Genomic DNA, 25807 nt, shown 5'->3' on the forward strand with positions numbered 1-25807 from the left:
CGAAAGATTACTTCGCTTTTTTGTTAATTTGCACCAACAAACTATAAAAACCTAACGTATGAAATTTGCCTTTAAATACCTCTCTTTGTGTTGTTTTTCGTTGATGTCTTTTGCTGGTTTTTCTCAAAAACAATCGGCCGACCTTATCGTTTATAATGCCGTGGTTTATACAGTTGATAACCAATTTGCTACGACAGAAGCTTTTGCAGTGAAAAATGGGAAGTTCTTGCAAACAGGCTCAACAAAAGATATTCTGACAAAATTTAGTGCCAAACAACAAGTTGATGCGAAAGGAAAAGCTGTTTTTCCTGGATTTTATGACCCACACAGCCACTTTATGGGGCTTGGACAAATGTTAAGTCAATGTGATTTAGTTGAAACGGAATCTTACGAAGAAATTGTTGAGCGTTTAAAGAAGTTTGCAATTGAACATCCTGATAATCAGTGGATTATCGGGCGTGGATGGGACCAAAATGATTGGAAAAACAAAGAATTTCCGACCAAAGATTTATTAGATAAAGCGTTTCCGAATAAGCCTGTTTTGCTCATGCGTATTGATGGACATGCTATTTTGGTTAATTCTAAAGCAATTAATTTAGCTAAAATATCGCCTTCCAGTAAAGTTGATGGTGGTTTAGTTGAAGTGAAAAATGGTGCATTGACAGGCATTTTGGTAGATAATGCAATGGGTTTAGTAAGAAGAGTATTGCCAAGACCAACTGAAGCTGATAATCGCAAAATGCTTTTGGCGGCTCAAAAGGAGTGTTTTAAATTAGGTCTAACCACGGTTTCCGATGCAGGTCTTAACCAAGATGACATTGATTTGATCGACAAAATGAACAAAGAAGGCTCAATGAAAATTCGTAATTATGTGATGGTTTCGTTGGGAATCCGAAATTTAGATTATTTCATCAAAAAAGGAATTTATAAAACTGACCGCTTGAATGTACGTTCATTTAAATTATATGCAGATGGAGCTTTAGGTTCACGTGGGGCGTGTTTGCTGAAACCATATAGCGATGAAACTACCAAAACTGGATTTCTGTTGCTCAGTGCGGCCGAATTAGAGCGAAGTTTAACACAAATTTATAATTCAGGTTTTCAAGCAAATACGCATTGTATAGGAGATTCGGCCAATCGTTTAATTTTAGATATTTATGGTAAATTATTACAAACCAAAAATGACCGTCGTTGGAGAATCGAACATGCACAAGTAGTTGATATACAAGATGTTCCGAAGTTTGGCAAATATTCAATTATCCCTTCAATTCAAGCTACACATGCTACATCGGATATGTATTGGGCGGATGAAAGATTGGGTGATGTGCGAGTAAAAACGGCTTATGCGTTCCAAGATTTATTGAAGCAAAATGGCTTGATTGCCAACGGCAGTGATTTTCCAGTAGAATTTGTCAATCCGTTATACGGTTTTCATTCGGCGGTTGCTCGTCAAGACGCCAAGAATTTTCCTGAAGGAGGTTTTCAAATGGAAAATGCCTTGACTCGTGAACAAGCCATGCGTGCCATGACAATTTGGAGTGCCTACGCCAATTTCGAGGAAAAAGAACGAGGCAGCATTGAAGTTGGTAAAATGGCTGATTTCGTAATTTTAGAAGAAGATTTAATGAAGATTCCGAATGAAAAACTCAGAAATGTGAAGGTTTTGAATACTTTTGTTGGTGGTGAGAAGGTGTTTTAATAAATAAAGGTTCACATTGCTATCTTTTAAAATCATTCTCTTGGTTAAGATGTTTCACAGGATTCTTTACAAAGGATAAAAGTACAAATGTTAACTTTTTGTTTAGTGAAAACAATTATTTAGTAAAAGTTTAAGCCGTCCATAAAATTATGATAAACATCCTTTTCGTGTGCCTCGGTAATATTTGTCGTTCGCCAATTGCTGAAGGCACTTTCAGAGAATTAATAAAAAAACGGGGTTTGCAAGACAAAATTTCTTGTGATTCGGCTGGAACGGCTGGCTATCATATTGGTCAATTGCCCGACCAACGTACCATCAAAAATGCCGAAAAACATGGTATCAAATTGACGCATCGAGGACGGAAACTTTCGACAACCGATTTGGATGCTTACGACCATATTGTGGTTATGGACGAAGCGAATTTCAAAGATGTCAATGAATTTTATTACAAAACTAAACATAAAACGCCATCTGCCGATAAACTTTTCTTGCTCCGTGACCATGACCCAGAAACACGAGGAATAAAAGAAGTACCAGACCCTTATTATGAATCTGAACCTTTTTTTGAAGAGGTATTTCAAATTGTGTGGCGAAGCAATGCTACACTTTTAGATTATTTAATCGAAAAACACCAATTATAGAAACCGATGTGAGTGATGAATCTCAACAATGAAATACTGAGAGAATATTCTAGGACAAACGTAGAAAACATAACAAATTATATTGGAGCTGACAAAGAGCGTTTTGCTGAATTAATGCAAATATTTCTCGATGGTGGTTATGTAAAAACGCAACGTTCATCTTGGATTGTAAGCGAATGTGCTAAAAAAAATCCAAGTTTAATTACGCCGTATTTTAAAAATTTTATTGATAAACTCCACGAACCAAATATCCATGATTCTTCCAGACGCAATATTGTTAGAATTTGGCAATTTGTTGAAATTCCTGAACAATTTATTGGCGAAATTTATGATATTTGTTTTCGCTATTTAGCTAGTAATGAGGCAATTGCAGTGATAGCTTTCTCAATAACTGTGTGTTATAATATTTCCAAAAAGATTCCAGAATTAAAACCTGAGCTACGTTTAATGATAGAAGATTTATTGCTAAAACACCAAAGTGGTTCGCCTGCAATCAAAAGTAGAGCAAAGAAAGTTTTAGCTGATTTGAAGAAAAAATGAGTAAATTTGAAAATTATTTAACCAAAGGAATTAACAAAATATTTGTATGCTTCAATAAAGCCTCTTCATACAAATTATTTCAATAAAATTCCCTTCAAGGGGCGAGGGGTCAAACTTATGAGCAAAAAAGTAATCTTAATCATCCTTGATGGATGGGGAATTCCGAAAAAAGGTGAAGAATGGCGTTCGGCAATCGAAGCAGCCAATGTTCCATATTTTAGAAAATTGATGAATGAATACCCAAATAGCACGCTTGAGGCTTGCGGACGTGCGGTAGGTTTACCAAACGGTCAAATGGGTAACTCGGAAGTTGGTCACATGAATTTGGGAGCAGGGCGAGTGGTTTATCAAGAATTAGAAAAAATCAACATTGCCGTTGAAGAAGGTAAATTGGCGAAAGAACCAGTACTTGTTGAAGCTTTTGAATATGCAAAAACCAATAATAAAAAAGTTCATTTTATTGGCTTAGTGTCTGATGGTGGCGTTCACTCGCACATTGACCACGTAAAAGGTCTTTGCACAGCTGCCGCTGATTATGGTTTGAAAGATGTTTTCGTTCATGCATTTACTGATGGCCGTGACTGTGACCCAAAAAGTGGCAAAGGCTTTTTAGCGGATTTACAAGAAACGTTAGATAATACAGGGGGCAAGATTGCTTCGGTAACTGGTCGATATTATGCAATGGATCGTGACAAGCGTTGGGAACGTGTAAAAATGACTTACGATGCTATGGTCAATGGCATTGCAGCAGTTGACGAGAATGTTGAAGGTTTAGAAGTAAAAATTCAGATTGAAGAGCTGCCAGAAGTGATTCAAGATTTTTATGATGAAGGTATTACTGATGAATTCTTGAAGCCAATCGTAATCGTTGAAGACGAAAAACCAGTGGCAGTTATTGAAGAAGGAGATGTAGTGATGTGCTTCAATTTCCGTACTGACCGTGGACGTGAAATTACGGAGGTGCTTACGCAAAAAGATTTTCCAGATTTTGGCATGAAAGCCTTAAATCTGTATTATATAACAATGACAAATTATGATGAAACTTACAAAAATGTCAAGGTTATTTATGAAAAAGATAATCTGAATAATACTTTAGGCGAAGTTTTAGAGCGTGCAGGAAAGAAACAGATTCGTATCGCTGAAACCGAAAAATATCCTCATGTAACATTCTTCTTTTCGGGAGGCCATGAGCAGCCATTTGCTGGTGAAAGCCGCTTGATGTGTCCTTCCCCAAAAGATGTGGCTACTTACGATTTAAAACCACAAATGGCCGCATTTGATATTGATAATGCCATTATTCCAGAATTGAAAAAAGGGGAAGTTGATTTCGTTTGTCTAAATTTTGCAAACCCTGATATGGTCGGTCATACAGGCGTTTTCTCGGCAGTAGTTTCAGCGGTTGAAGCTGTAGATAAATGTTTAGAACAAGTAGTAGAAACAGCGTTAGTAAACGGTTATACATCAATTGTAATTGCCGACCACGGTAATGCCGATTACATGATAAACGATGATAAATCGCCAAATACGCAGCATTCACTTAATCTTGTGCCTTGTATTGTGGTTGACAAAGACAAACGTTTTGAAGTAAAAAGTGGAAAATTAGGAGATATTGCTCCAACAATTTTAACTTTGATGGGTGTAGAAATTCCAAAAGAAATGACAGGAGATGTTCTCATCTAATAACGAAGATAATATAAAAAAATCCCCCAAGAGTTTGCTCAAGGGGGATTTTTTTGTATGTTTCAATGAACTGAATTCGGTCATTCAAAATTGCATCTTATGCGTAAACCGTTTCTGCAATTTTGTTAAATTCTTCAACGTTGATTGATTTCGTTTCTACTTTAACATTTGATTTCAAAAACTCACGTACTTTCTTGCCAAAAGCACGGTCAGTATAACGACGAACGGCATTATCTTTGTTTTCTTTCAAAGTTTTACGAGCCATTTGGTCAATCATATCGTCCAAACCTTCGTAAGCATATCCTCCAAAATAATTACGCATTTCTGCTTTTACCTCTTCAACGATGTCATTATATTCTAGTTTAACATCGTTATTTGAAGCAACTTCATTACGAATTAAATCCATGCGAAGGCCTTTTGCAAAAGCGTCGAAATCTTTCTCAATATCTTCAGCCGTAAATTTGCCTTCATTGATGTTGAATAACCATGTTTTCAAAAAATCATTCGGCAATTCAATAGAAATATTGTCTAAAAGAGCTTTTTCTACTTCAAAATCCAATAAAAAAGCACTTTCACGAGCATAATTTTCAGCAATGATTTTTGAAATTTCAGCTCTAAATTCTTCTTCATTGCTAACTTTTCCTTGTCCAAGAGCTTTATCGAATAATTCTTGGTCTAATTCAGAAGCTGCAACACGAGTTATTTTCTCAACAGTTAATTCAAATTCTCCGCTCAATGCAGCCGCTTCTTCTTCGGTTTTACCAGTAGCAAAACCTAGGTCTTTTGTATTTGAAAAAATTGATTGAATATCAAATTTTACGCTACTACCTTTTTCTAAACCTTTGAAAATATGGAAAGAATCCTCAATCACACGGTCAGTTGGAACAGTGGCATCTTTAACCTCAAATTCAGTTGATTCTTGTTTCAATGTTCCAAAAATCAAGTCGCCTTTTTCAACTTCTTCAACTTCTGCATCTTTACCAAAACGTTTACGAACATCTTCAATGGCTTCATTGATTTTCTCTTCAGAAGGCTCGATGTTATAAGTTGTGATGGCAGGAATGCTCGATAAATCTACCGTAAAATCAGAAGCTGTACCTAATTGGTATTCAAAAGTAAATTCTTTTTGAGTATCCCAATCAATATTTTGAGCCGCTTCATTGTCTGGTAATGGGTCTCCAACAACGCGTAATTTATTGTTAGCGATATAATCATTTACAGACTTAGACACCATATTGATCACTTCATCAACTAAGATACTTTTGCCGTGTAATTTCTGAATATATTCTTTCGGAACCATTCCTGGACGAAATCCTTTTATTTGAGCGGTTTTGCTGTATTGTTTGATTTTTTTATCAACTTCTGGCTTGTAGTCCGCCTCTGTGAGTGTTACTTTAAGTCTGCCTTCGGTAGAAGAAATTCTATCTAATGTAGTTTCCATTTAGGATAATTTGATTTTAAAGCTTTTAGCAGTTAGCTGTGAGCTTTTAGCTTAAAAAAAACGAGAATTTTACTTGATTTTACTAATAAAATATACCTACAAAGAAATTTATTGTGTGTAGGTAAAATGCTAATAGCACTATTATAATTTAAAAAACCCCCTGACCAAGCAAGGTTCAGAGGGTTAAGTCGTACGGGCGAAGGGACTCGAACCCCCACACCTTGCGGCACCAGATCCTAAGTCTGGCACGTCTACCAATTTCGCCACGCCCGCATTTTCCTTCAGACAATTACCAACGAAGAAAATTGCTGATAAGTGTTATTCGGGCTGCAAAGGTAATGAGTTTTTTTTATCGTGTCAACCTAAAAATCAAAAATATTTTTAAAACTTTACTTTTTGGGTTTGAATGTACGCTTTTTATAATTTTGGATAGAATACTTTCGATTTAATTTATACTATTCATTGAAAATAATTTGTTCCTTTAGGTCTTAATATTAACTTAGTGTTACTAAAATACAACAAAACGAAATTAGAAAGGAGGGAGATTGTGATAGAACAAGAAGCAAGTAATTCGGGGGAAATGAGTCAGCAGCTACCAATGATTGATTTAGATAAAGAAAGAGACGAAATCTTAGCGAAGTATCGCCGATTATTACGTGCAGCAAAACCTGTGCTGAAAGACGAAGACGCCAAGCAAATCAAGAAAGCGTTTACGATTTCGATGGAAGCTCATAAAGATATGCGGCGGAAGTCGGGTGAACCTTATATTTTTCATCCGCTCGAAGTGGCTCAGATTTGTGTGGAAGAAATAGGCTTAGGAGCAACATCAATTATTTGTGCTTTGTTGCATGATGTGGTAGAAGATACCGACATGACACTCAAAGATATTGAGCGAGAATTTGGTCCAAAAGTAGCACGAATTATTGATGGGTTGACCAAAATCGGAGGGAATTTTGAACAAGGAACTTCTGCTCAAGCCGAAAACTTCCGTAAAATGTTATTGACACTTTCGGAAGATGTAAGGGTGATTTTAATAAAACTCGCCGACCGCACCCACAATATGCGTACTTTGGGTAGCATGGCTAGAAATTCACAGCTCAAAATTGCCCATGAAACCATATTTATCTATGCTCCACTTGCCCATCGTTTGGGTTTGTATAAAATAAAATCTGAACTCGAAGATTTATATCTGAAATATGCCGAGCCAGAAATTTATAAAGATATTGCCAATAAACTCAAAACTACCAAAGCTACGCGTGACCGCTTCATTGATAATTTTATAAAGCCTCTCCAAAAGAAACTTAATGACGCGGGAATCAACTTTGTTATTAAAGGTCGCCCAAAACATATTTATTCGATTTGGAACAAAGTTAAAACACAACATACCGCTTTTGAAGATATTTTTGATTTGTTTGCCATCAGAATAATCTTGCAAGATGTACCAGCCGAAAAAGAAAAATCTGCTTGTTGGCAGGCGTATTCAATCGTAACCGACGAATATAAACCTAATCCTGACCGCCTGAAAGATTGGATTTCGATTCCAAAAGCTAATGGTTATGAGTCGTTGCACACCACTGTTATGAGCCAGACTGGCCAGTGGGTGGAAGTACAGATTCGGACTGAACGAATGGATGAAATATCGGAGCGGGGTTATGCCGCACATTTCAAATATAAAGGAAATGACACTTCGATGGATGCTCCGCTCGACCGTTGGATAAATCAAGTGCGTGAAACGCTCGAATCTGGCGATAAGTCTGCAATTGAGTTTTTGGAAGATTTTAGAGGGAATTTTTATAACGAAGAAGTCTTTGTTTTTACGCCCAAAGGCGATTTGAAAGTATTGCGTAAAGGAGCAACGGTGCTCGATTTTGCTTTTGAAATTCATACCGATATTGGTAAAAAATGTACAGCAGGAAAAGTCAATAATCAACTGGTTCCGATTAGCTATGTCATGCAAAATGGTGACCAAATTGAAATTTTGACCACCAAAAATCAAAAACCATCAGAAGATTGGTTACGATTTGTAACTACTACAAAAGCAAAGGCTCGTATAAAAGACTTGCTAAAAGAGGAAAATAAAGTTTATTTTAGTGATGGAAAAGAAGTTATTACCAAGAAATTAAAGACTTTAGGCATTGATAATACGCTTGAAACCCTCAATCAGTTGAGAGCATATTTCAATAAAAAAGATTACAATGACCTTTATTATAGTTTCGGAAAAGGGTACATTCATGTTGATGAAATCAAAAAATTCAAGTCTGACCGTGATGCCCGTATTAATAAGCAAGCCAAGATTGAAATTGATAATAAAGCATTTATTGACGCCAAAAGTTTTGAGAAAGAAATTAAAAAAGTAAAAGGTGTCGATACACTTTTTATTGGAGATGATTTGCAAGAAATTGATTTTACACTTTCTCGTTGTTGTAGCCCTATTCCAGGTGATGATGTTTTTGGCTTTTTGACTGTTAATGAAGGTATCAAAATTCACCGAAACTCTTGTCCAAACGCACAGCAATTACTCTCTCAATATGGCAATCGAGTCATTAAGGCTCGTTGGTCTTCTCAGGTTGCAAAGGCTTTTGTGGCAAGTATTCATCTTGATGGGCTTGACCGAATGGGAATGATTCAAGATATTTCAAAGGTTATTTCGAGTGAATTACACATAAATATGCGTTCTTTGGCAGTTGATACGAATGATGGTATATTTACAGGCGATATTAAACTTTATGTGCAAGATACCCGCCATTTGGAGACCTTAATGTTACAATTAGGCGAAATTGAGGGCATGAACCAAGTAACTCGTGTTGATGCAGAAAGATAAATAATAATTAAATTAGTGTATAACCTAATAAAATGTAAATACAGATGAAGAGATTTTTCTTGATAGTTAGTGTCGCTCTTTTTAGCTTTTTTAATGCTTTTACCCAAAATACCGACTCACTACGAGCAAAAAGAATATTTCTTTCAACGTATGTTTACAGCGATTCAGCAAGGTTATCAAAATCGAATATAATTAATCTCTTAAAAGAAAACCCAAAAGCAAAAGTAAAGTATAAATGGGCAAATATTTTAAAACCAATTGGGCCAGTTGTGGCTTTAGGCGGAATTAGTTTAGCATTTATTGCACTCAAAGGAGTTGATGCTTCTGCTGAAATTGATGGAAAAATGGTTGATTACAAAATAAGAAGTTTAACAAAGTTGTTGGCTGGTTTAGGGCTTTTAGCAGGCGGCGTTTGTATGATAGAATCGTCTAATGAACTGGTTCAGCATTCGGTTGATATTTATAATTCAACCAAAAAAAATCGGAATACTTTCAACAATATTGATAAAATAAAATTTGGAATCACGGAAAGTAACGCAGTTGGTTTTTCGATTTCATTAAAATAAAAAATACCTTATATAAATAGCGATATTTACTCAAAAGCACAGATGAAAATCAGTGCTTTTGGTATTTATTGAAGAATATATTAGAATAAATCTAGCTAATTGTTTCAATAATTTTATAAATGATGGTAGTTCTACATTTTATTAGTAATTTTATCCTAAAATTACAGTCAAACTCATTGCGATAAAATGGTTTCTACTCCTTCAAATTTTGAATCGGCAAAAAGTATTTTTACGGCTTATTTAGAGACAAAACAACTCCGAAAAACACCCGAAAGATATGCTATTTTGGACGAGATTTATTCAAGAAATGACCATTTCGAGGTCGAAGATTTGTATATTTCTATGAAAAACAAGAAATATCAAGTGAGTAGAGCAACAGTTTATAATACGCTTGATTTGTTGGTTGAGTGTGATTTGGTAAAGAAACATCAGTTTGGCAAAAACTTGGCTCAATACGAAAAAGCTTATGGTTCTAAGCAACACGACCACTTAATTTGTGTTGATTGCCATAAAGTGATGGAGTTTTGTGACCCACGAATACAAAATATTCAGACGATGGTAGGAGATATGCTGAAATTTAAAGTAATGCACCATTCGCTGATTTTTTATGGAAATTGTGAACGTGAAAATTGTGAAAATAAAGTAGCTTCTTGATTAAATATTTTGAAGATTTAACGATATAAATAGAGTTTTTACCATGAGTTTTATGTCTATCGACAGTTGTCAGCAGACATTGACTAAACAATAATAATTAGATGATTGACATTCTTTTAGGCTTACAATGGGGCGATGAAGGCAAAGGCAAAATTGTTGATGTGCTTGCTCCTGATTATCAAGTAGTTGCACGTTTTCAAGGAGGGCCAAATGCTGGTCATACACTTGAGTTTAATGGCAATAAGCACGTTCTGCATCAAATTCCATCAGGTATTTTTCGCTCAGATTGCTTAAATATTATCGGAAATGGTGTAGTTCTTGACCCAATTATTTTTAGAAAGGAGATTGATGCTTTAGGTAAATATAACCTTGATTTAAAGAAAAACTTGGTTATTTCTAAGAAAACAGCAATCATTATCCCAACACATCGTTTGCTTGATGCAGCTTATGAAAAAGCCAAAGGTGATGCCAAAATAGGCTCGACTTTGAAAGGAATTGGGCCAGCTTATTCAGACAAAGTTTCTCGTCAGGGATTGCGTTTAGGAGATATTCTTTCGCCAAATTTCAAGCAAAAATATGAAGCTTTAGTAGCAAAACATACACAAATATTAGACTTTTATAGTTTTGAGTACGATTTGACTGACGCTGAAAAAGAATTTTTCTCTGCTGTTGAATTCATCAAAGAATTTGATTTAAGAGACACCGAATATATTGTAAACGATTCTCTAAAAAGTGGCCAAAGAGTATTGGCAGAAGGAGCTCAAGGGTCATTGTTAGACATTGATTTTGGTTCGTATCCGTTTGTAACAAGCTCAAACACCACGGCTGCGGGTGTTTGTTCAGGCTTAGGTGTTGCTCCAAATACAGTTGGAGAAGTTTTTGGTATTTTCAAAGCTTACTGCACACGTGTTGGAAGCGGACCATTCCCAACTGAATTGAATGATGATTTAGGTGAAAAAATCCGTCAAGAAGGACGTGAGTTTGGAGCAACTACTGGACGTCCACGCAGAACAGGTTGGTTAGATTTACCTGCATTAAAATACAGCATCATGCTCAACGGTGTAACGCAGTTGATAATGATGAAAGTTGATGTGTTGAACTTCTTGGATGAAGTCAAAATTTGTACGCATTATCGTTTACCAGATGGAACTGTTACAGAACAAATGCCTTTTGATTTGACAGATACCGACGTAGAACCAATCTACAAATCGTTTAAAGGATGGAAATGCTCGCTTGAAGGAATGCGTTCTTTCGACCAAATACCTGCTGAATTAGCAGATTATGTTAATTATTTAGAAGAAGTTCTTGAAGTACCAATTAGTTTTATCTCAACTGGGCCAGACCGTGAAGCTGTTATTTTACGTGAAGCGGTAGAAGCTTAATAACTAAAACCTCACAGGCTTTTAAACCTGTGAGGTTTTCTAGAACTTCCAAAAATTAACTACATTAGCGAATGACTCCCCATCTTGCCAGCTATCTTTTCAACAAAGAAACACTTTATCGAAAGGCTTTCATCGAAATAAAATCGATGGAGGAACTGGAAACAGTTGTTGAAAAAACAGTTGTTAAGCAAGTAACGGCACCCATTTCAACGCCAAATATAGAAGTTAAAAAACCTTTGCTACCGTCTTATGTTTTTAAACATCAAGTAGCTATTTTAACGGATTCAATTTCTGACAATGAAAAACTACTTTTATCGAAAATTCTTGGAGCGATAGGTTTATCAATCGAGCAAGTTGATTTGATCGAATTAAATAAAGTGCAATCAATTGATTATCAGTCATTTATTTCTCAGAATACTACAAAAAAGTTTATAAGTTTTGGTATTGGTTTGGGGAAAATAAATTGGGATATTCTGCTAAATATTTATCAACCCAAAAATATTTCTGGCGTAGATTTTCTGCTTTCAGATGAATTGAGGGTTTTAGATACAAATATTGAATTGAAGAAAACACTCTGGAATGCCCTTAAAGTAATGTTTACCAACTAAAATTGACACAATTCAATAAAGTTACCGTCGGGGTCATTTAAAAAAAGTTGCAAAACACCATCTGGACGAGATTTTATAGGCAAATATTTTATTCCCTTCTGAATTAAATACCTTTCTACAAATTTTATATCTGACACCGCCATCGCAAAATGATTGCTCCTAATTGGCGTAAATTCTTTTTCTGGTTTTCGAGCAATTAAATGTAACTCTTTTCCTTCTCCCAAATCAAACCAAATAACAGGATAATCAAAATCAGGTGTTCTAATCTCCTGTAAATTAAGTATTTGTGAATAAAAAAGTCGACTTACTTCAATATCGGAGATTTGTAATGCAACGTGATTTAACGCCTTGATTGTTAGTTTGTTATTCATTTTGAAGCTGTCTTTTTTTACTACAAAAGTAAATATTTCAAACGATTCTGCTGGATAAAACCTCTGAAAATTCCTTTTTTTTTGTAACTTGCATCATGGAAAAATTTGTTGTTTCAGCCCGTAAATACCGCCCGATAACTTTTGATACAGTTGTTGGTCAGTCGCACATTACAACGACTTTGCAAAATGCCATTCGTACAAATCATTTGGCTCAAGCATTTTTGTTTTGTGGCCCTCGTGGAGTAGGAAAAACAACATGTGCAAGGATTTTGGCCAAAACAATTAATTGTCAGAATCTTACAGAGGATATTTCACCTTGTAATGAATGCGAATCGTGCAGGAGTTTTAATAATAATGCTTCATTTAATATTCACGAACTTGATGCAGCTTCAAATAATTCGGTAGAAGATATTCGTAATTTAACCGACCAAGTACGTTTTCCTCCGCAAACAGGTAAATATAAAATTTATATCATTGATGAGGTTCACATGCTTTCGCAGGCGGCTTTTAATGCTTTTTTGAAAACCCTCGAAGAGCCACCGAGCTATGCAATTTTTATTTTGGCAACAACGGAAAAGTACAAAATTTTACCTACAATTTTAAGCCGTTGCCAAATATTCGATTTTAACCGAATTCAGATAAAAGATATTGCCGACCATTTAGCAAATGTGGCTGAAAAAGAAAATATAACGGCTGATTATCAGGCACTTGAACTTATTGCTCAAAAAGCAGATGGTGGTTTGCGTGACGCACTTTCAATGTTTGATTTGAATGTTACATTTTCTTCAGGAAATGGATTGACTTATCAGACAGTCTTAGAAAATTTACATATTCTTGATTATGATTACTATTTCCGAATGACGGCTGCGTTATTGTCAGGAAGTGTTACTGAAGCTTTTTTATTGTACAATGAGATTTTAGAAAAAGGTTTTGATGGACACCAATTTGTGGTGGGATTGAATGAACATTTCCGAAATTTGATGGTAAGTAAAGACCCTCAAACTGTCAAATTACTCCAAGTTGCCGATTCTATTCAGCAGCGATATTTGGAACAATCAGCAAAACTTTCTTTGCCATATATATTTTCTTCGATGAGTGTTGGAAGCCAGTTAGATATTAATTACAAATCTGCAAAAAATCAGCGTCTGCACGTAGAAATAGGCCTAATGAAACTCTCTCAAATTGAACAAGTTTTGAATTTGAATGAGCTACCCAACATAGGGGACGAAAAAAAAAATCCTAACGCGGTAGAAGTAGCAAAAGTTGAGGTGAAAAAGCCAACTTCAGAGCCAATTCAACCAGCTTTGAATGAGCCAAATAACATTAAAACTTCTTCTTCAATTGAAGAAAATGTAATTATAAATACAGTAGCAAAACCGCTTCCAGTTACGCGTCCTTCGTTGGCTTCTTCTAAACTAAGGTCAACTGTTGATTTAGAAACCTCAGTATTAAATACGAAGTCAAATTCTTTTCAACGTGCTGATAATGAGCTTTCTACGTCTATTCTTAATGAAGCTTTTACTTTTGAGACAATGCAGAAAGAATTATATTTTTTTGCAGATGAGCGTGACAATGAAACGCTGAAAGTGATGTTGAAACGAGCGTTTGAACTAGAAGGAACAACACTAAAATTACAATTAGATAACCAAATTCAATTGGATGCTTTAATGCAATTGAAACAAGATTTGGCTACTTATCTTCGACAAAAATTACGTAATTCATCCATTCAGATTTTGGCAGAAATTGTTGAATCTACAACCGAACGTCGTCCATATACGGCTCAAGAAAAGTTTGAATATTTAGCCAATAAAAATCCTGCTTTATTACAATTGAGAGATAAACTAGGTTTGGAATTAGTATTTTAAACAATTCCTCAAATGTTTTTTAATTTGAGGAATTGTTTAAATAGTTAAAAAGTAATCTTTAAAATTACTTTTTCAGCACCACGTTTTACTTCAGCATCAATGGTTTGCCCTTTTTCAAACTTTCCTAGAGCTTTCATATACTCTTGTACATCACTTGTTGAGTTTTCGCCTAATTTCAAAATAACGTCTCCCGCTTGAAGACCCGCTTTTTCGGCTGGCCTACCTTTAGTTACACCATCGATTCGGACGCCTCCTTTGTCATAAGCATAATCGGGAATAATGCCCATCGTTACTTTGAAACTACTACGAGCGTTTCCAGCGTGTGGATTATTTGCAACTTGGATAAAATCAAGTTTTGGAGATTCCTCAATTTTTTTAATAACACTTTTCGCTAGTTCCAAAACCTTCACTTCTCCTTCATAATTAATCAAATTAGCATCATCGCTCGGCTTGTGGTACTCTTGATGAGCTCCAGTAAAGAAAAATAGTACAGGCAGGTTTTTTAAATAAAAGGAGGTATGGTCTGACGGCCCAATTCCAGCCGAATCTACGTTATACTTAACTGATTGATTGATAGCTAATTGAGGAATATTTTTACCCCAAAAACTACTTGTTCCCCAACCACCGATTGTCAGACCTTTATCGTCACGATAGCGACCAATCATATCCATATTTATCATACAATTAACGGTTTTTAAGTCAATTGTAGCATTGTCAGCGTAGTATTTTGAGCCAATTAATCCGAGTTCTTCACCCGAAAATCCAATAAACAAGAAATTGTGTTTTTCCTTGATTTTGTTTTTTGCATAGAATTTCGCCATTTCAATTAAACCCGCTGTTCCAGAAGCATTATCATCAGCACCGTTGTGAATACTTCCAACCGAATTCGCTTCGAGCGAACTGCCTTGGTCACCTTTGCCAAGATGGTCATAATGAGCTCCAATAACGATAGTTTTGTCCGAACCATTATCCAAAAAACCTACAACATTAGTTGCTTGAACATAGCTAATATTTGGTGGTAAACCTTTTTTTGCAGGAAATTCTTGTAAAAAAGTTTCTTTATCGCCATAAGGTTTCAAACCGATTTTTTTGAATTGTTTTTCTAAATATTTGGCGGCAGTTTTTCCTCCTTCTGTACCAGTTCCACGCCCCTCAAGTTTGTCTGAAGCTAAATATTCGATATGTTTTTGTACATTTTTTACTTCAATTTTAGGCGTTTGTGCAAAGGAAATACTTTTAAAAAGTAATAATAAAGCGATTGTTTTTTTCATTGAAAATATTGTGGTTAAAAATGAAGTGTAAAATATTTCAAAAATTGACAGCTAATATACTCATAAATTAGTTTTAGCAATAAAATCATTTCTCTTGGGTTTGAAAAAATGGAAGCAGTCTGTCCAAAATCTCTTTTGGACAAAAAGTAATTCGATTATTAGCTGTTTTCAAGAAAACCAAAGTGGTTTCGCCCGTGTGTAGAAGCGTATCTTCTTCATTATAAATTTCGTAATTAAATACAATTCTGACTTTTGGTAATTCTTTGATAATGACCCGAATCGTGACCAAATCGTCGTATTTTGCAGGAACAATAAAACGAGAACGATTTTCATAAACTGGCATAATTACACCCGTATCTTCTAAATCTCGGTAGCGTAAACCCAATGAACGCAATGCTTCTACACGACCAATTTCATAAAGTCGAGCGTAATTTCCGTAGTACATATAACCCATTTGGTCAATATCAGCATAACGAATGCGGTAATTATAATCGAATTGATACATTTTCTGACGATAAATGATGAATGAAAAACAGTGTTTTATTATTCGCAAAAGTAGCTAAGTCTTGACAGAAATCTGGTTTTTTGATTTTTTCTATTAGATGATTTTTAAGTTGACTAGCCCTTCTTCGTTTCTAACTACTTGTAAATCAATTAGTTGTAAGTATTCATTTAATAAATCAAAAAGAGATTCTTTCCCCAAAATACATTTTTCAAAATACCAATCTAATGGTTCGCCTGCAATTTGTTCACAAATATTTTTATAATCTTGCATTGTGTAGCCTAATAATGGCGTTCCGTTAGTAGATTTTCCGAAAACTTTCCACATTAACTTCATCACATCATCGAGTGAACGGGTTTTATTTGAAACTTTTTGAATATGAAGGTCTAAAATTTGGGCAGAAATAGCTCCTTTATGGTAAACTGAAACTTTCCGATTTGGGATACTTTGTGAATAACCATCAAGCCATAAATCCCAAGATGATTCAACCAACGATTGTGCCGCCGAATCAGCATGGTCAAAATGTCGTTTATAACAAGCTTCTAGTTCTTTTAAATACTGATTTCTGTCGAAAACACCCGAACGATAAAGCATCAAATCACCATAATAGGTTGTTACACCTTCCGCAACAAAGCAAGTTTGAAAATAATTTTCTTTAGTAAAATCGTAAGGAAGCAGCTCGATGGGACGAATTTTGCAAATATTCCATGTATGAAAAAGTTCGTGTGAGGCTAATCCGAGCAAATCTGTGTACAATTCTTCAAAGTTTTGACTGTCAGGCCCTAGAATTTGCATGGTAGAGTTGCGATGTTCGACACCGTGATAATAAGGAACAGGCAGTACCCAAGTAATGAAATGATAATCCTTTTCGGGGAAGTTGCCAAAAACTTTGATTTGTTCTTGTGAAAACTTCTTGAAATCGGTTTTGATTTGTTTCAAATATTCTCTCGAAAAGTTACCTTGAAACCAAAGATTAAATTTAACTTTTCCAATATTATAAAAATCATGTTTGAGATTCACACTGATAATAAAAGGAGTGTCAGCCAAGTGAAAGAAATCATGGAAATGAATAGTGTTAACATCGCTTTTAGCTGCATTCTGAAAAGAGGCACCCGCAATTTGTTCATTATCAGCTATTTGCAAATACAAATTACAAGATTCATTGATTCGACCTTCGGCATAAATGCATAAATTTACTGGATTGACGTAGAAAACATTTTCATCCACGAAACTGCTTCCTGCATTGATTGTATTGGCGTAATAATTGTATTTCGCAGTGATTGTAGTTGCTCCGTTACAACTTACTTCCCAGCGGTCTTTGCTCACTTTTTTTGTACTTAGTAAATTATTTTTTTCGTCAAAAACGTCAAGATTTTGAATGTTTTTGGCAAAATTTTGTAGCTCATAACGTCCTGGACGCCAAGCAGGTAGCTGTAATTCGATGGTGTTAGTATTGATATTTTCGATTTCACATTCAACATCAATAAAATGAGAAACTTTGTTTTTTGAATATATTTTGTAGTTCATACAAGATTTTTTTGTAAGGATTTTGTCTTTTTAAAAAATAGTCGTACTTTTGCACTCCCGAATTAAGATTCCAAGAACAAAAATAACAAAAATATAATGAAAAGGACATTCCAACCATCAAATAGAAAGCGTCGTAACAAACACGGATTCCGTGAGCGTATGGAAACAGCCAACGGAAGAAGAGTTTTGGCAGCACGTCGTGCAAGAGGCAGAAAGAGATTGACTGTTTCTGATGAGAAAAAGCATAAATAATACTTTTTCAGCAAATAGAAATTTTATCAATTATGCTTTTTGACTAATTTGATAATAAAGATATTGGAGCCGCCTTTTGGTGGCTTTTTTTTTGAATTTCTTCTATGTTTTTTCTGCGAACAATATTTTCGCAACCTATTTTGAAAAAAACATTTAAAAAAGACGAGCGTCTATGTAGTGTAAAGGTTATTGAAGGCCTTTTTGACAGAAAGAATTCTGCCAATGGCGGTGTTTTTTCTTATCCACTTAGAATTGTTTTTCAACCACTTCTCGAAACCCCATCTTCTGAAAGTATTGCTACTATTTGCCCCCAAAAAACACAAGTATTGTTTTCTGTACCTAAGCGTCAATTCAAACACGCAGTTGACCGAAATCTAATTCGCCGACGAATAAAAGAGGCTTATCGACTAAATAAAAACCTACTTTCTAAGAAATATAGTATTGCATTTATTTATATTGGTAAAGAAATTGAAGATTTTAAAGCGATAGAAAAAGGTATGAAAGGGGCTTTTCGTAAAATGAATTCCATTTAATAAATATTGGCATATTTATGTGATAAAAGGCTCATAAATTTATATATATTTGTTGTTTAGATTTCACTCCAAAATATTTTACTATGAAAAAAAATATACTTCTTGTATTTTTTATACTCTTCTCACAAATGGTAATCGCTCAAATTGAAAATAAAGATTTTCCAAGAGAGAGAATGGAACACGAAATTAGTGTTACGATTGACCCAAAACTTGGTCGTGTTCCTTTTGAAAGACTTGTAAATGAGCGAGAAAAACTTAATCAAGGATTAAAAAATCATACAATAAATACTGCAATTTCGGGGCTTACATGGTACGAAAGAGGCCCGAATAATATTGGAGGTCGTACAAGAGCATTGATGATTGACCCAAATGATGCTACAAAAAAACGTGTTTTTGCTGGTGGTGTGGGTGGTGGACTTTGGTATAATAATGATATAACCTCTGCGGTTTCTGGATGGACAAAAATTGATGATTTTTGGGCAAATATCACGATTGGTTGTATTGCGTATAATCCAGTTAATACACAAATATTTTATGTTGGCACTGGTGAAGGTTGGGGAAGCTTAGATGCCTTACAAGGAGCGGGTGTTTATAAGTCAACGGACGGTGGAACAACTTGGTCATTGCTCACATCAACTTCAACGGGTATTTATTCAAATAATTTTAAATTTACTCAAAAAATTGTCGTCAATAATGCTGGCGATGTGTTTGCAGGTACTCAAAGTGGGGTACTGAAATCTACTGATGGAGGAACAACATGGGCGGTGTCTCTTGCAGGAACTGGTTTTGTTTCTGACTTAGAAATTGCATCTGATGGGGTGCTTTACGCTGCTTTTAGTAATGGAAGTAAAATTTATAAATCAACTGACAGTGGTGCATCATGGACAGAGATCACACCAGACCCAAATCAGTCAAGAGTGGAGTTAGCCTTAGCCCAATCAACGTCTGGTGCTAGTCAAGTAATTTATGCAATGGCTGATAATGGAGGCAATTCTCCTGCATGGATAAAAAAATCTGTTAATGCAGGTTCTACTTGGACGACTCTAACAAATGCAAGTTTATTGGGCGGGCAAGGATGGTATGACATGATTATGGCAGTTCATCCTACGAATCCTGATTTAGTGATTGCAGGAGGAAACGTACTTGGTAGAACAACCGACGGCGGAGCAACTTGGACATTGCAAGGATATGGATACCCACACCCCGACCAACATGCGATTGTATTTAGACCAAATGCCGGAAGCTATAATGAAGTAATCGTTGGAAATGATGGGGGAGTAATTTATTCACCAGATTATGGTAATTCGGCTGATGCTTCTCCGATTTTTGAAGCTCATAATACTGGCTATAATGTTACCCAATTTTATGGAATTTCGATGAAAAATATTGCTGGAGATGGATATATTCTAGGTGGAACACAAGATAATAATACACTTAAAGTTACTTCTGCTGAAAATGTAGTTGGAGGCGGAACAAATGTTAATGGTGGCGATGGAATTGCTTCATTTATTGACCAAAATGAACCCAATATTGCCTTGGTTTCAGCTCAATATGGAGGATATTATTACATGAATACCGCAACTGATGCGAAAACCTATTTAGGTGTTGGTAGTAGTCAATTTATAACAACGGGTGATTATGATAGTCAAAATAATATTTTTTATGTTGATAGAACTAATGGTTCTACCATTTGGAAAGTAAGAAATGTTGGTGGTGCATTTACTTCAAATTATTATAGTACAAACGTTCCAACGGCAGTTTCTTTCATAAGAGCAGGGCTTACACAACACACCATTTTTGTTGGAACTGGTTATTATTATTATGCAGGAAGTTGGTTTGGGGGACAAATTTATAAAATCACAAACTTTGGTGAGCCAGGACAAGTTACTACGCTTATCGGCACATTAAATACTGGGGGTGTTTCCTCCATTTCAATTGGTGCTACTGAGAATGAATTACTTGTTACTTTGGCCAATTACGGAGTAAAATCAGTGTATTATACGAATGATGGAGGAGCAAATTGGACAAGTAAAGATGAAGTTGCACATGGTTTGCCAGATATTCCAGTGAGATATGGAATTTTCAACCCCAATAACAGAAAACAAGTACTACTAGCAACTGATTTAGGGGTTTGGTCTTCTACTGATATTACAGCAGCCAATCCTGGTTGGGGAGTTACAAATACTGGATTAGCCAACGTTAGCTGCTTTCAATTATTTTATCGTTCTTCGGATAATACAGTAGCCGTTGCGACACACGGAAGAGGTATTTTTACGACAAAATTAACTGCATGCCCTACAAACATAGTTAAAACAGGTAATATGTCAGGCACAGAAACTGTTCTTTCGGGTACCTATATTAAAGGAAATACAGCAAATGTGATTCAAACTGGGGCAAAAAGTACTTATAGTGCTAAAAATTACGTTTTACTAGAGCCGAAGTTTGAAACCCAAAGCAATAGTGTATTTACTGCAATTATTGCTGGTTGTAATTAAAATAACAGGATTCCAACCTTTTCTTTAAAAGTAGAATCATAGATATAAATTAGGAGTTAAATATTAACTACAATGAAAAATCTAATGTTAATTATCAGTTTTTTGATACTACTTTTTGCTTGTGAAAACACATCGGTAGAACTCAATGATGTAGCAACCATTGAAGGCAAAGTTACGATTGGACCACTTTGCGGAAATGTGCCTATTATAGCAAATAATTCTAATCCGTGTGGTTTCAGTGATGACCAAATGAATCTGGTTTATAGTAAATACAAAGTTGATTTATCTGGGCAGGTCGATGGAAAAACTATTACCAAAGAAGTAGTTCTGAATAAAACAGGCGTTTTTACGTTTGAAGTCCCTGTTGGAACTTATAAAGTAGAGGTAATTTTACCAGAAGGAGGAAGTTCTAATCAATTTAACGCCCAAGGGTCTCTTACTAAACAAGTAAGTCTTGTGAAAAATCAAACGTCAAAAGTTGAAATAAATGTAGATACTGGCATACGTTAAAACCCTATTTTTTCTCTAATTTCCATTAATTTATTTTCGTAAGAAGCTCCAATGGTTATCTCATTACCCGCCACCCATACCGACTGGCGGGTAATTTTTTGGATTTTATTCAACGCTACAATATACGAACGATGAATTCTAATAAATTGATTATCAGGAAGTTGAGAGACTGCTTCGCTAATATTTTGACGGCATAAAAGTTTTTTATTTGCTAAAATATATGCCATATAATTTCCTTCGGCTTCAATATATTGAATTTCATCAAAAAAGACTTTTTCTTCATCGTAGCCAGTTTTTAAAAAGATATAATTTAACGTATCTTCTTTTCTTGAATGCTTGATTTCGAGGGCCTTATTACAACCTTTTGTAAATCTTGCTAACGAAAATGGCTTCATCAAATAATCAATGGCATCTAATTCAAAACCATTGACAGCATACTCTGAATAGGCCGTCGTGAAGATTATCATTGGAGGTTTTTGAAGAATTTGTACAAACTCAATGCCTGAAATATCAGGCATTTTAATATCTAAAAAAATCAAATCAATTTTATTTTTTTGCAAATAAGCAATTGCCTCGAAAGCATCTGTAAAAGTTGCTTTAAGTTCAAGAAAAGGTACTTTCGTGCTGTGCATTTGTATGACTTCCAAAGCTCGTGGCTCGTCATCAATGGCGATTGCTGATAAAACTATCATCGAAATATTTTAATAAATTCCTAAAACCAAAGATACAAAATAATCATTGTTGGAGGCTTGAATATCAAGTGTATGGCGGTTTGGGTAAATTAGGTCGAGCCGTTTTTTTACGTTTTCGAGGCCAATTCCGTTGCTTTCACTTTCTAAATCAACTTCATTTTTAAGATGTAAGCTATTATGAACCTTGAAGTATAATTTTTGAGCGTCGTGAGTTAACGTAATGTATATCCAAGAAGGGCTTCTGAAACTGATTCCATGTTTAAAGGCATTTTCTACAAAAGGATTGAGTAACATTGGAGCAATGAAAACTTCTCGTTCGGAATCTTGAATATTTACTTTAATTTCAATGTTGTGACTTTCATCAATTCTCATGCGTTGAATGTCAATATAATTATTCAAATATTCAATTTCTTTACTCAATGGAATACGGTCTTGGTGATTCTCATTCAACATAAATCGCATCATATCTCCTAGTTTTTGGATGCCATCGGAGGTTTTTTCTGCATTTTCTTTCAACGAAACCGAATATAATGTGTTCAAGGCATTGAATAAAAAATGTGGATTTATTTGTGAACGGAGATTAGAGAGCTCGGCAACCTTTGAAACGATTTGAGTTTGAAGTTGATTTTTTTCTTTGGTCAAAACTTTTCTAAGAAAAGCAATAATTATGGAAGGGAAAAAGAATAAAGCAAACATCTGAAAAATCCACTCACCGTGAAATCCGAAAATTATGTTGCCGTAAGTTAGCCAACTTATATATTGAATAAAATATGCTGCAAATGCTCCAATAAAATTGATTATAAAAAAACGAATAGCCCTATTATAAAATTCTTTCGACTGAATTAAAGAAAAATAAGGTAGCACTTTCTTATAAAAGTAGTCTTGGGCAAAATAGATTGTGGTCATGCCAATTCCGAGTAATGATAAATCTCGAATTGCACCATGCCAATAGTCTTTTCGTGGAATATTGCCAAATAAAGCTACAAAAAGAATAAAAATACTGATAGTTCCAATCAAAAAATAATCTAAATATTGATAATTTTCTTCTTGCTCATCTTTTAGTTTAGCGTGAATAAAATAATAAAACTGAGCAAAAGCTTCATAGAATAGAATAACAATCAATATAGCGATTGTGTCAGTAACCAAGTGTAATTTACGGAAAATGGAATAGACTTTTGTCCCAATAATATATTCATTTCTATCATATTTGAATCTAAAGTAGAGCTTAAAATAATCAAAAAGGAAAACACAAACGAAAGCAAGAATGATAGTAATCAATACAGAAAAGTACAGTTTAGAGTCAATTTTCTTCTGATTGAATTGTGGATAAACCCAAAAATGAAAAATATACCAAGCAGCAAAGAGAAATATTGCTCCAGCGATAGTCGGAAAAATAGTGTTATAGAAGTGGTTATAAGTACTCAATCCTTGCCAAATTGTATTGTGAGGAACATGATTGAGTTCGGCAATCGTAACTGTTCTATCGAAACTATTTGCTTCTTGAAACAGCCGACGCACAACATAAATTGTTATTGAAATTAAAATTAGGAAAAATTCATTTCGTCTAAGTTTTTGTAGTGTTTGCATTTTTGTTCTGATTTTTGAACAAAACTATGCTTTCAAATGAATCAAAAGACAAAAATGTTGTAGGACATTTAAAAAATGTGATGAATTTCCTTAAAAACCAATTTTCCTACGTTCAGGCTCTTCCGAAAGAACCCTCAACACATTACCAACGAAACGGTTTTCGTATTTTTCTCGCCAATATGCGGCCGTTATTTCCCATTTTTCGACTTCAGCTTTTAGTTTTTCATTTTCCAAATGTAGCTTTTCCATCGAAAAATCAATAGGTTGTAGCTCAATATCAAGTAAATCTACGATACCAATGTTCAAAATTTTGGCTACTTCTGTGGCTCTTACAATTGTTAGTTCAGTTTTATTTCGTTCAATATCACCGTATGCAGTTGTTGAAATACCTAACATATCAGCCAAGTTTTCTTGAGAATAACCTTTTGCAAGACGGATTTGTCTAATTTTTTCGCCGATATTCATAATTATTTTAATTTATTTGACATTTGTACCTAAAATCAGTTTTTCTGAGAAAATATCTGAAATTCTGACTACAAATTTCTAAAAGAATTAACATCTTTGTATCGAACAATGTGGCTTTATAGAAAGTTCTTATTTTGAACTTAGAAAGTAAACGTTATGTTTTAAATCTAAATAACCAAATCAATAAAAATCGGCATAAAACCGTTGAATATTGAAAATTGATAACTGTTAATTGAAAAACTATGCATTTTGGAGAAGAATTTCGTAAGTACGCCGTACATCATCACGGCATGAGTGGTTTAGGAATTGATGATTATATGAAACACAACGTTCAGAATATGACTCCAAATATCATCGAAGAGCGTCCGATGCGTTTTGCCGCAATCGACGTATTCTCTCGTTTGATTATGGACAGAATTATATTCTTGGGAACAGGTGTTGATGATTATGTAGCCAATGTTGTGGTTGCTCAATTACTTTTCTTGGAATCAGTTGATGCAAAAAAAGATGTTTTAATGTACATTAACAGTCCAGGCGGCTCGGTTTACGCAGGTTTAGGTATGTACGATACGATGCAGTATGTACGTCCAGATGTAGCAACTATTTGTACATCATTAGCAGCGTCAATGGGTGCTGTATTATTGGCAGGAGGAGCAGCTGGTAAACGTTCAGCATTGCCACATGCACGTGTGATGATTCATCAACCAAGTGGTGGAGCTCAAGGACAGTCACGTGATATGGAAATTACAGTGAAAGAAATCATTAAATTACGTCACGAATTGTATGAAATCTTAGGCAATCATACAGGAAAAACGATTGAACAGATTGAAGCTGATTCAGACCGTGATTATTGGATGAAAGCCGAAGAAGCAAAAACTTACGGCTTAATTGACGAAGTTTTATACAGAGATAAGTAAATCTTGAATATGTCTTTTTGAATTTAGAAAAGTAAAAAATGCCTGTGTATCTGATACATAGGCATTTTTTGTTTTATCCTGCCTAATAAAGCTTTAACTTTGTCAAAAAATAAACAAATATGAGTTCTCTTTCAAGCGGAGCGATGATTGCTCCTTCAGTTTTAGCAGCCGATTTTGCAAATCTTCAACGAGATTGTGAAATGCTCAATGTATCTCAAGCCGATTGGTTTCATATTGATATCATGGATGGGGTTTTTGTTCCAAATATATCATTCGGAATGCCAGTTTTGGAGGCGATTCAACGTCATGCCCAAAAACCACTCGATGTGCATTTGATGATTGTTCAACCAGAAAGATATTTGGAAACGTTCAAAAAATTAGGAGCTGAAGTGATAACTGTACATTATGAGGCATGTCCACACTTGCATCGAACGATTCAACAAATTAAAGATTTGGGTTGCAAAGCAGGTGTTGCATTGAATCCACACACACCAGTAAATGTTCTTGAAGACATCATACAAGATATTGACATGGTTCTGATAATGTCAGTGAATCCAGGTTTTGGTGGACAAAAATTTATCGAACATACCTACCAAAAAGTTCAAAAAACTCGCCAAATGTGTGACATGCAAGGATTGAATACTTTGATAGAAATTGATGGAGGTGTTAACCAAAAAAATGCTAAAAAGTTGATTGATGCTGGAGCAAACGTGCTTGTTGCTGGAAACTTTGTGTTTAGCTCGGAAAATCCAATTCAAACCATCCAAGAATTAAAAAACATATAATTA

General features: G+C 34.9%; 24 protein-coding genes and 1 tRNA gene. 16 read left to right on the top strand and 9 right to left on the bottom strand.

Features of this window, described 5'->3' with window-relative positions; translation table 11 throughout:
• Nucleotides 1-58 precede the first annotated feature (58 nt).
• From MJQ71_RS01330 to gpmI, 4 genes are all read left to right on the top strand, one after another.
• Nucleotides 59-1699 (top strand): amidohydrolase, encoded by a 1641-nt coding sequence (locus tag MJQ71_RS01330; protein WP_238803917.1) that lies wholly within the window; start codon nt 59-61, stop codon nt 1697-1699.
• Between the two features lie 149 nt (nt 1700-1848).
• Entirely contained in the window at nt 1849-2340 is a 492-nt protein-coding gene (locus MJQ71_RS01335; protein ID WP_238803918.1) for a low molecular weight protein-tyrosine-phosphatase, read from the top strand.
• Nucleotides 2341-2355: 15 nt separating this feature from the next.
• Complete coding sequence (locus MJQ71_RS01340; protein ID WP_238803919.1) at nt 2356-2880, top strand: HEAT-like fold family protein; 525 nt, start codon at nt 2356-2358, stop codon at nt 2878-2880.
• A gap of 117 nt (nt 2881-2997) precedes the next feature.
• Complete coding sequence (gpmI, locus tag MJQ71_RS01345; RefSeq protein WP_238803920.1) at nt 2998-4560, top strand: 2,3-bisphosphoglycerate-independent phosphoglycerate mutase; 1563 nt, start codon at nt 2998-3000, stop codon at nt 4558-4560.
• 97 nt (nt 4561-4657) lie between these two features.
• On the opposite strand, the gene MJQ71_RS01350 is transcribed toward gpmI, so the two are convergent.
• Both MJQ71_RS01350 and MJQ71_RS01355 read right to left on the bottom strand, forming a co-directional pair.
• Nucleotides 4658-6001 (bottom strand): trigger factor, encoded by a 1344-nt coding sequence (locus MJQ71_RS01350; RefSeq protein ID WP_238803921.1) that lies wholly within the window; start codon nt 5999-6001, stop codon nt 4658-4660.
• Nucleotides 6002-6192: 191 nt separating this feature from the next.
• A tRNA-Leu gene (locus tag MJQ71_RS01355) sits at nt 6193-6274 on the bottom strand.
• 307 nt (nt 6275-6581) lie between these two features.
• Here MJQ71_RS01355 and MJQ71_RS01360 point away from each other — a divergent pair.
• The 5 genes from MJQ71_RS01360 (at nt 6582) to MJQ71_RS01380 (ending at nt 12032) form a co-directional block, all read left to right on the top strand.
• Complete coding sequence (locus MJQ71_RS01360) at nt 6582-8822, top strand: RelA/SpoT family protein (RefSeq protein ID WP_238806394.1); 2241 nt, start codon at nt 6582-6584, stop codon at nt 8820-8822.
• 44 nt (nt 8823-8866) lie between these two features.
• A complete protein-coding gene (locus MJQ71_RS01365) occupies nt 8867-9388 on the top strand; it encodes a hypothetical protein (RefSeq protein WP_238803922.1) in 522 nt (173 codons plus the stop codon).
• A gap of 186 nt (nt 9389-9574) precedes the next feature.
• Nucleotides 9575-10042: a Fur family transcriptional regulator gene (locus tag MJQ71_RS01370; protein ID WP_238803923.1), complete on the top strand. Its 468-nt coding sequence runs from the start codon at nt 9575-9577 to the stop codon at nt 10040-10042.
• Nucleotides 10043-10143: 101 nt separating this feature from the next.
• The gene (locus MJQ71_RS01375; RefSeq protein WP_238803924.1) at nt 10144-11424 is read left to right on the top strand and encodes an adenylosuccinate synthase; all 1281 of its coding nucleotides are present in this window, start codon (nt 10144-10146) and stop codon (nt 11422-11424) included.
• Between the two features lie 71 nt (nt 11425-11495).
• A complete protein-coding gene (locus MJQ71_RS01380; protein WP_238803925.1) occupies nt 11496-12032 on the top strand; it encodes a hypothetical protein in 537 nt (178 codons plus the stop codon).
• Here MJQ71_RS01380 and MJQ71_RS01385 read toward each other — a convergent pair.
• Nucleotides 12029-12403 (bottom strand): VOC family protein, encoded by a 375-nt coding sequence (locus tag MJQ71_RS01385; RefSeq protein WP_238803926.1) that lies wholly within the window; start codon nt 12401-12403, stop codon nt 12029-12031. The genes MJQ71_RS01380 and MJQ71_RS01385 overlap by 4 nt on opposite strands.
• 95 nt (nt 12404-12498) lie before the next feature.
• Between MJQ71_RS01385 and MJQ71_RS01390 the strand changes: the two genes are divergently transcribed.
• Nucleotides 12499-14268 (top strand): DNA polymerase III subunit gamma/tau, encoded by a 1770-nt coding sequence (locus MJQ71_RS01390; RefSeq protein WP_238803927.1) that lies wholly within the window; start codon nt 12499-12501, stop codon nt 14266-14268.
• 44 nt (nt 14269-14312) lie between these two features.
• Here the strand turns inward: MJQ71_RS01390 and MJQ71_RS01395 are convergent, their stop codons facing one another.
• The 3 genes from MJQ71_RS01395 to MJQ71_RS01405 form a co-directional block, all read right to left on the bottom strand.
• Entirely contained in the window at nt 14313-15539 is a 1227-nt protein-coding gene (locus MJQ71_RS01395) for a M20/M25/M40 family metallo-hydrolase (RefSeq protein WP_238803928.1), read from the bottom strand.
• An 85-nt stretch (nt 15540-15624) separates the two neighbouring features.
• A complete protein-coding gene (locus MJQ71_RS01400) occupies nt 15625-16044 on the bottom strand; it encodes an acyl-CoA thioesterase (protein ID WP_238803929.1) in 420 nt (139 codons plus the stop codon).
• A 93-nt stretch (nt 16045-16137) separates the two neighbouring features.
• Complete coding sequence (locus MJQ71_RS01405; protein ID WP_238803930.1) at nt 16138-17568, bottom strand: M61 family metallopeptidase; 1431 nt, start codon at nt 17566-17568, stop codon at nt 16138-16140.
• Nucleotides 17569-17664: 96 nt separating this feature from the next.
• Between MJQ71_RS01405 and rpmH the strand changes: the two genes are divergently transcribed.
• From rpmH to MJQ71_RS01425, 4 genes are all read left to right on the top strand, one after another.
• Nucleotides 17665-17820: a 50S ribosomal protein L34 gene (rpmH, locus tag MJQ71_RS01410; protein ID WP_015029776.1), complete on the top strand. Its 156-nt coding sequence runs from the start codon at nt 17665-17667 to the stop codon at nt 17818-17820.
• A gap of 140 nt (nt 17821-17960) precedes the next feature.
• Nucleotides 17961-18353, top strand: coding sequence for a ribonuclease P protein component (locus MJQ71_RS01415; protein WP_238803931.1), 393 nt, complete (start codon nt 17961-17963; stop codon nt 18351-18353).
• 83 nt (nt 18354-18436) lie between these two features.
• Nucleotides 18437-20848 carry a WD40/YVTN/BNR-like repeat-containing protein gene (locus MJQ71_RS01420; protein WP_238803932.1) on the top strand — a complete coding sequence of 804 codons (2412 nt, stop codon included), beginning with the start codon at nt 18437-18439 and terminating at the stop codon, nt 20846-20848.
• Nucleotides 20849-20920: 72 nt separating this feature from the next.
• Entirely contained in the window at nt 20921-21358 is a 438-nt protein-coding gene (locus MJQ71_RS01425; protein WP_238803933.1) for a hypothetical protein, read from the top strand.
• On the opposite strand, the gene MJQ71_RS01430 is transcribed toward MJQ71_RS01425, so the two are convergent.
• From MJQ71_RS01430 to MJQ71_RS01440, 3 genes are all read right to left on the bottom strand, one after another.
• A complete protein-coding gene (locus MJQ71_RS01430) occupies nt 21355-22047 on the bottom strand; it encodes a LytR/AlgR family response regulator transcription factor (RefSeq protein ID WP_238806395.1) in 693 nt (230 codons plus the stop codon). The two genes, MJQ71_RS01425 and MJQ71_RS01430, sit on opposite strands and share 4 nt — an antisense overlap.
• A gap of 12 nt (nt 22048-22059) precedes the next feature.
• The gene (locus MJQ71_RS01435) at nt 22060-23637 is read right to left on the bottom strand and encodes a sensor histidine kinase (RefSeq protein WP_238803934.1); all 1578 of its coding nucleotides are present in this window, start codon (nt 23635-23637) and stop codon (nt 22060-22062) included.
• Between the two features lie 90 nt (nt 23638-23727).
• Nucleotides 23728-24102 (bottom strand): helix-turn-helix transcriptional regulator, encoded by a 375-nt coding sequence (locus MJQ71_RS01440; protein ID WP_238803935.1) that lies wholly within the window; start codon nt 24100-24102, stop codon nt 23728-23730.
• Between the two features lie 242 nt (nt 24103-24344).
• Between MJQ71_RS01440 and MJQ71_RS01445 the strand changes: the two genes are divergently transcribed.
• Together MJQ71_RS01445 and rpe are read left to right on the top strand one after the other, a co-directional pair.
• Nucleotides 24345-25019, top strand: coding sequence for a ClpP family protease (locus MJQ71_RS01445; protein WP_238803936.1), 675 nt, complete (start codon nt 24345-24347; stop codon nt 25017-25019).
• 119 nt (nt 25020-25138) lie between these two features.
• Nucleotides 25139-25804: a ribulose-phosphate 3-epimerase gene (rpe, locus tag MJQ71_RS01450; protein WP_238803937.1), complete on the top strand. Its 666-nt coding sequence runs from the start codon at nt 25139-25141 to the stop codon at nt 25802-25804.
• Nucleotides 25805-25807 lie beyond the last annotated feature (3 nt).

It is taken from the genome of Emticicia aquatica (genome assembly GCF_923079645.1).
In the GTDB taxonomy this organism is placed as follows: domain Bacteria; phylum Bacteroidota; class Bacteroidia; order Cytophagales; family Spirosomataceae; genus Emticicia; species Emticicia aquatica.

What these genes read in the sequence shown, in the direction of transcription:
- MJQ71_RS01380 (WP_238803925.1), top strand. Translation starts at nt 11,496, where the DNA reads ATGACTCCCCATCTTGCCAGCTATCTTTTCAACAAAGAAACACTTTAT.
- MJQ71_RS01440 (WP_238803935.1), bottom strand. Translation starts at nt 24,102, where the DNA reads ATGAATATCGGCGAAAAAATTAGACAAATCCGTCTTGCAAAAGGTTAT.
- MJQ71_RS01405 (WP_238803930.1), bottom strand. Translation starts at nt 17,568, where the DNA reads ATGAACTACAAAATATATTCAAAAAACAAAGTTTCTCATTTTATTGAT.
- MJQ71_RS01365 (WP_238803922.1), top strand. Translation starts at nt 8,867, where the DNA reads ATGAAGAGATTTTTCTTGATAGTTAGTGTCGCTCTTTTTAGCTTTTTT.
- gpmI (WP_238803920.1), top strand. Translation starts at nt 2,998, where the DNA reads ATGAGCAAAAAAGTAATCTTAATCATCCTTGATGGATGGGGAATTCCG.
- MJQ71_RS01420 (WP_238803932.1), top strand. Translation starts at nt 18,437, where the DNA reads ATGAAAAAAAATATACTTCTTGTATTTTTTATACTCTTCTCACAAATG.
- MJQ71_RS01370 (WP_238803923.1), top strand. Translation starts at nt 9,575, where the DNA reads ATGGTTTCTACTCCTTCAAATTTTGAATCGGCAAAAAGTATTTTTACG.
- MJQ71_RS01400 (WP_238803929.1), bottom strand. Translation starts at nt 16,044, where the DNA reads ATGTATCAATTCGATTATAATTACCGCATTCGTTATGCTGATATTGAC.
- MJQ71_RS01350 (WP_238803921.1), bottom strand. Translation starts at nt 6,001, where the DNA reads ATGGAAACTACATTAGATAGAATTTCTTCTACCGAAGGCAGACTTAAA.
- MJQ71_RS01330 (WP_238803917.1), top strand. Translation starts at nt 59, where the DNA reads ATGAAATTTGCCTTTAAATACCTCTCTTTGTGTTGTTTTTCGTTGATG.
- MJQ71_RS01395 (WP_238803928.1), bottom strand. Translation starts at nt 15,539, where the DNA reads ATGAAAAAAACAATCGCTTTATTATTACTTTTTAAAAGTATTTCCTTT.
- MJQ71_RS01340 (WP_238803919.1), top strand. Translation starts at nt 2,356, where the DNA reads ATGAATCTCAACAATGAAATACTGAGAGAATATTCTAGGACAAACGTA.
- MJQ71_RS01335 (WP_238803918.1), top strand. Translation starts at nt 1,849, where the DNA reads ATGATAAACATCCTTTTCGTGTGCCTCGGTAATATTTGTCGTTCGCCA.
- MJQ71_RS01445 (WP_238803936.1), top strand. Translation starts at nt 24,345, where the DNA reads ATGCATTTTGGAGAAGAATTTCGTAAGTACGCCGTACATCATCACGGC.
- MJQ71_RS01425 (WP_238803933.1), top strand. Translation starts at nt 20,921, where the DNA reads ATGAAAAATCTAATGTTAATTATCAGTTTTTTGATACTACTTTTTGCT.
- rpe (WP_238803937.1), top strand. Translation starts at nt 25,139, where the DNA reads ATGAGTTCTCTTTCAAGCGGAGCGATGATTGCTCCTTCAGTTTTAGCA.
- MJQ71_RS01375 (WP_238803924.1), top strand. Translation starts at nt 10,144, where the DNA reads ATGATTGACATTCTTTTAGGCTTACAATGGGGCGATGAAGGCAAAGGC.
- MJQ71_RS01435 (WP_238803934.1), bottom strand. Translation starts at nt 23,637, where the DNA reads ATGCAAACACTACAAAAACTTAGACGAAATGAATTTTTCCTAATTTTA.
- MJQ71_RS01360 (WP_238806394.1), top strand. Translation starts at nt 6,582, where the DNA reads ATGAGTCAGCAGCTACCAATGATTGATTTAGATAAAGAAAGAGACGAA.
- MJQ71_RS01390 (WP_238803927.1), top strand. Translation starts at nt 12,499, where the DNA reads ATGGAAAAATTTGTTGTTTCAGCCCGTAAATACCGCCCGATAACTTTT.
- rpmH (WP_015029776.1), top strand. Translation starts at nt 17,665, where the DNA reads ATGAAAAGGACATTCCAACCATCAAATAGAAAGCGTCGTAACAAACAC.
- MJQ71_RS01385 (WP_238803926.1), bottom strand. Translation starts at nt 12,403, where the DNA reads ATGAATAACAAACTAACAATCAAGGCGTTAAATCACGTTGCATTACAA.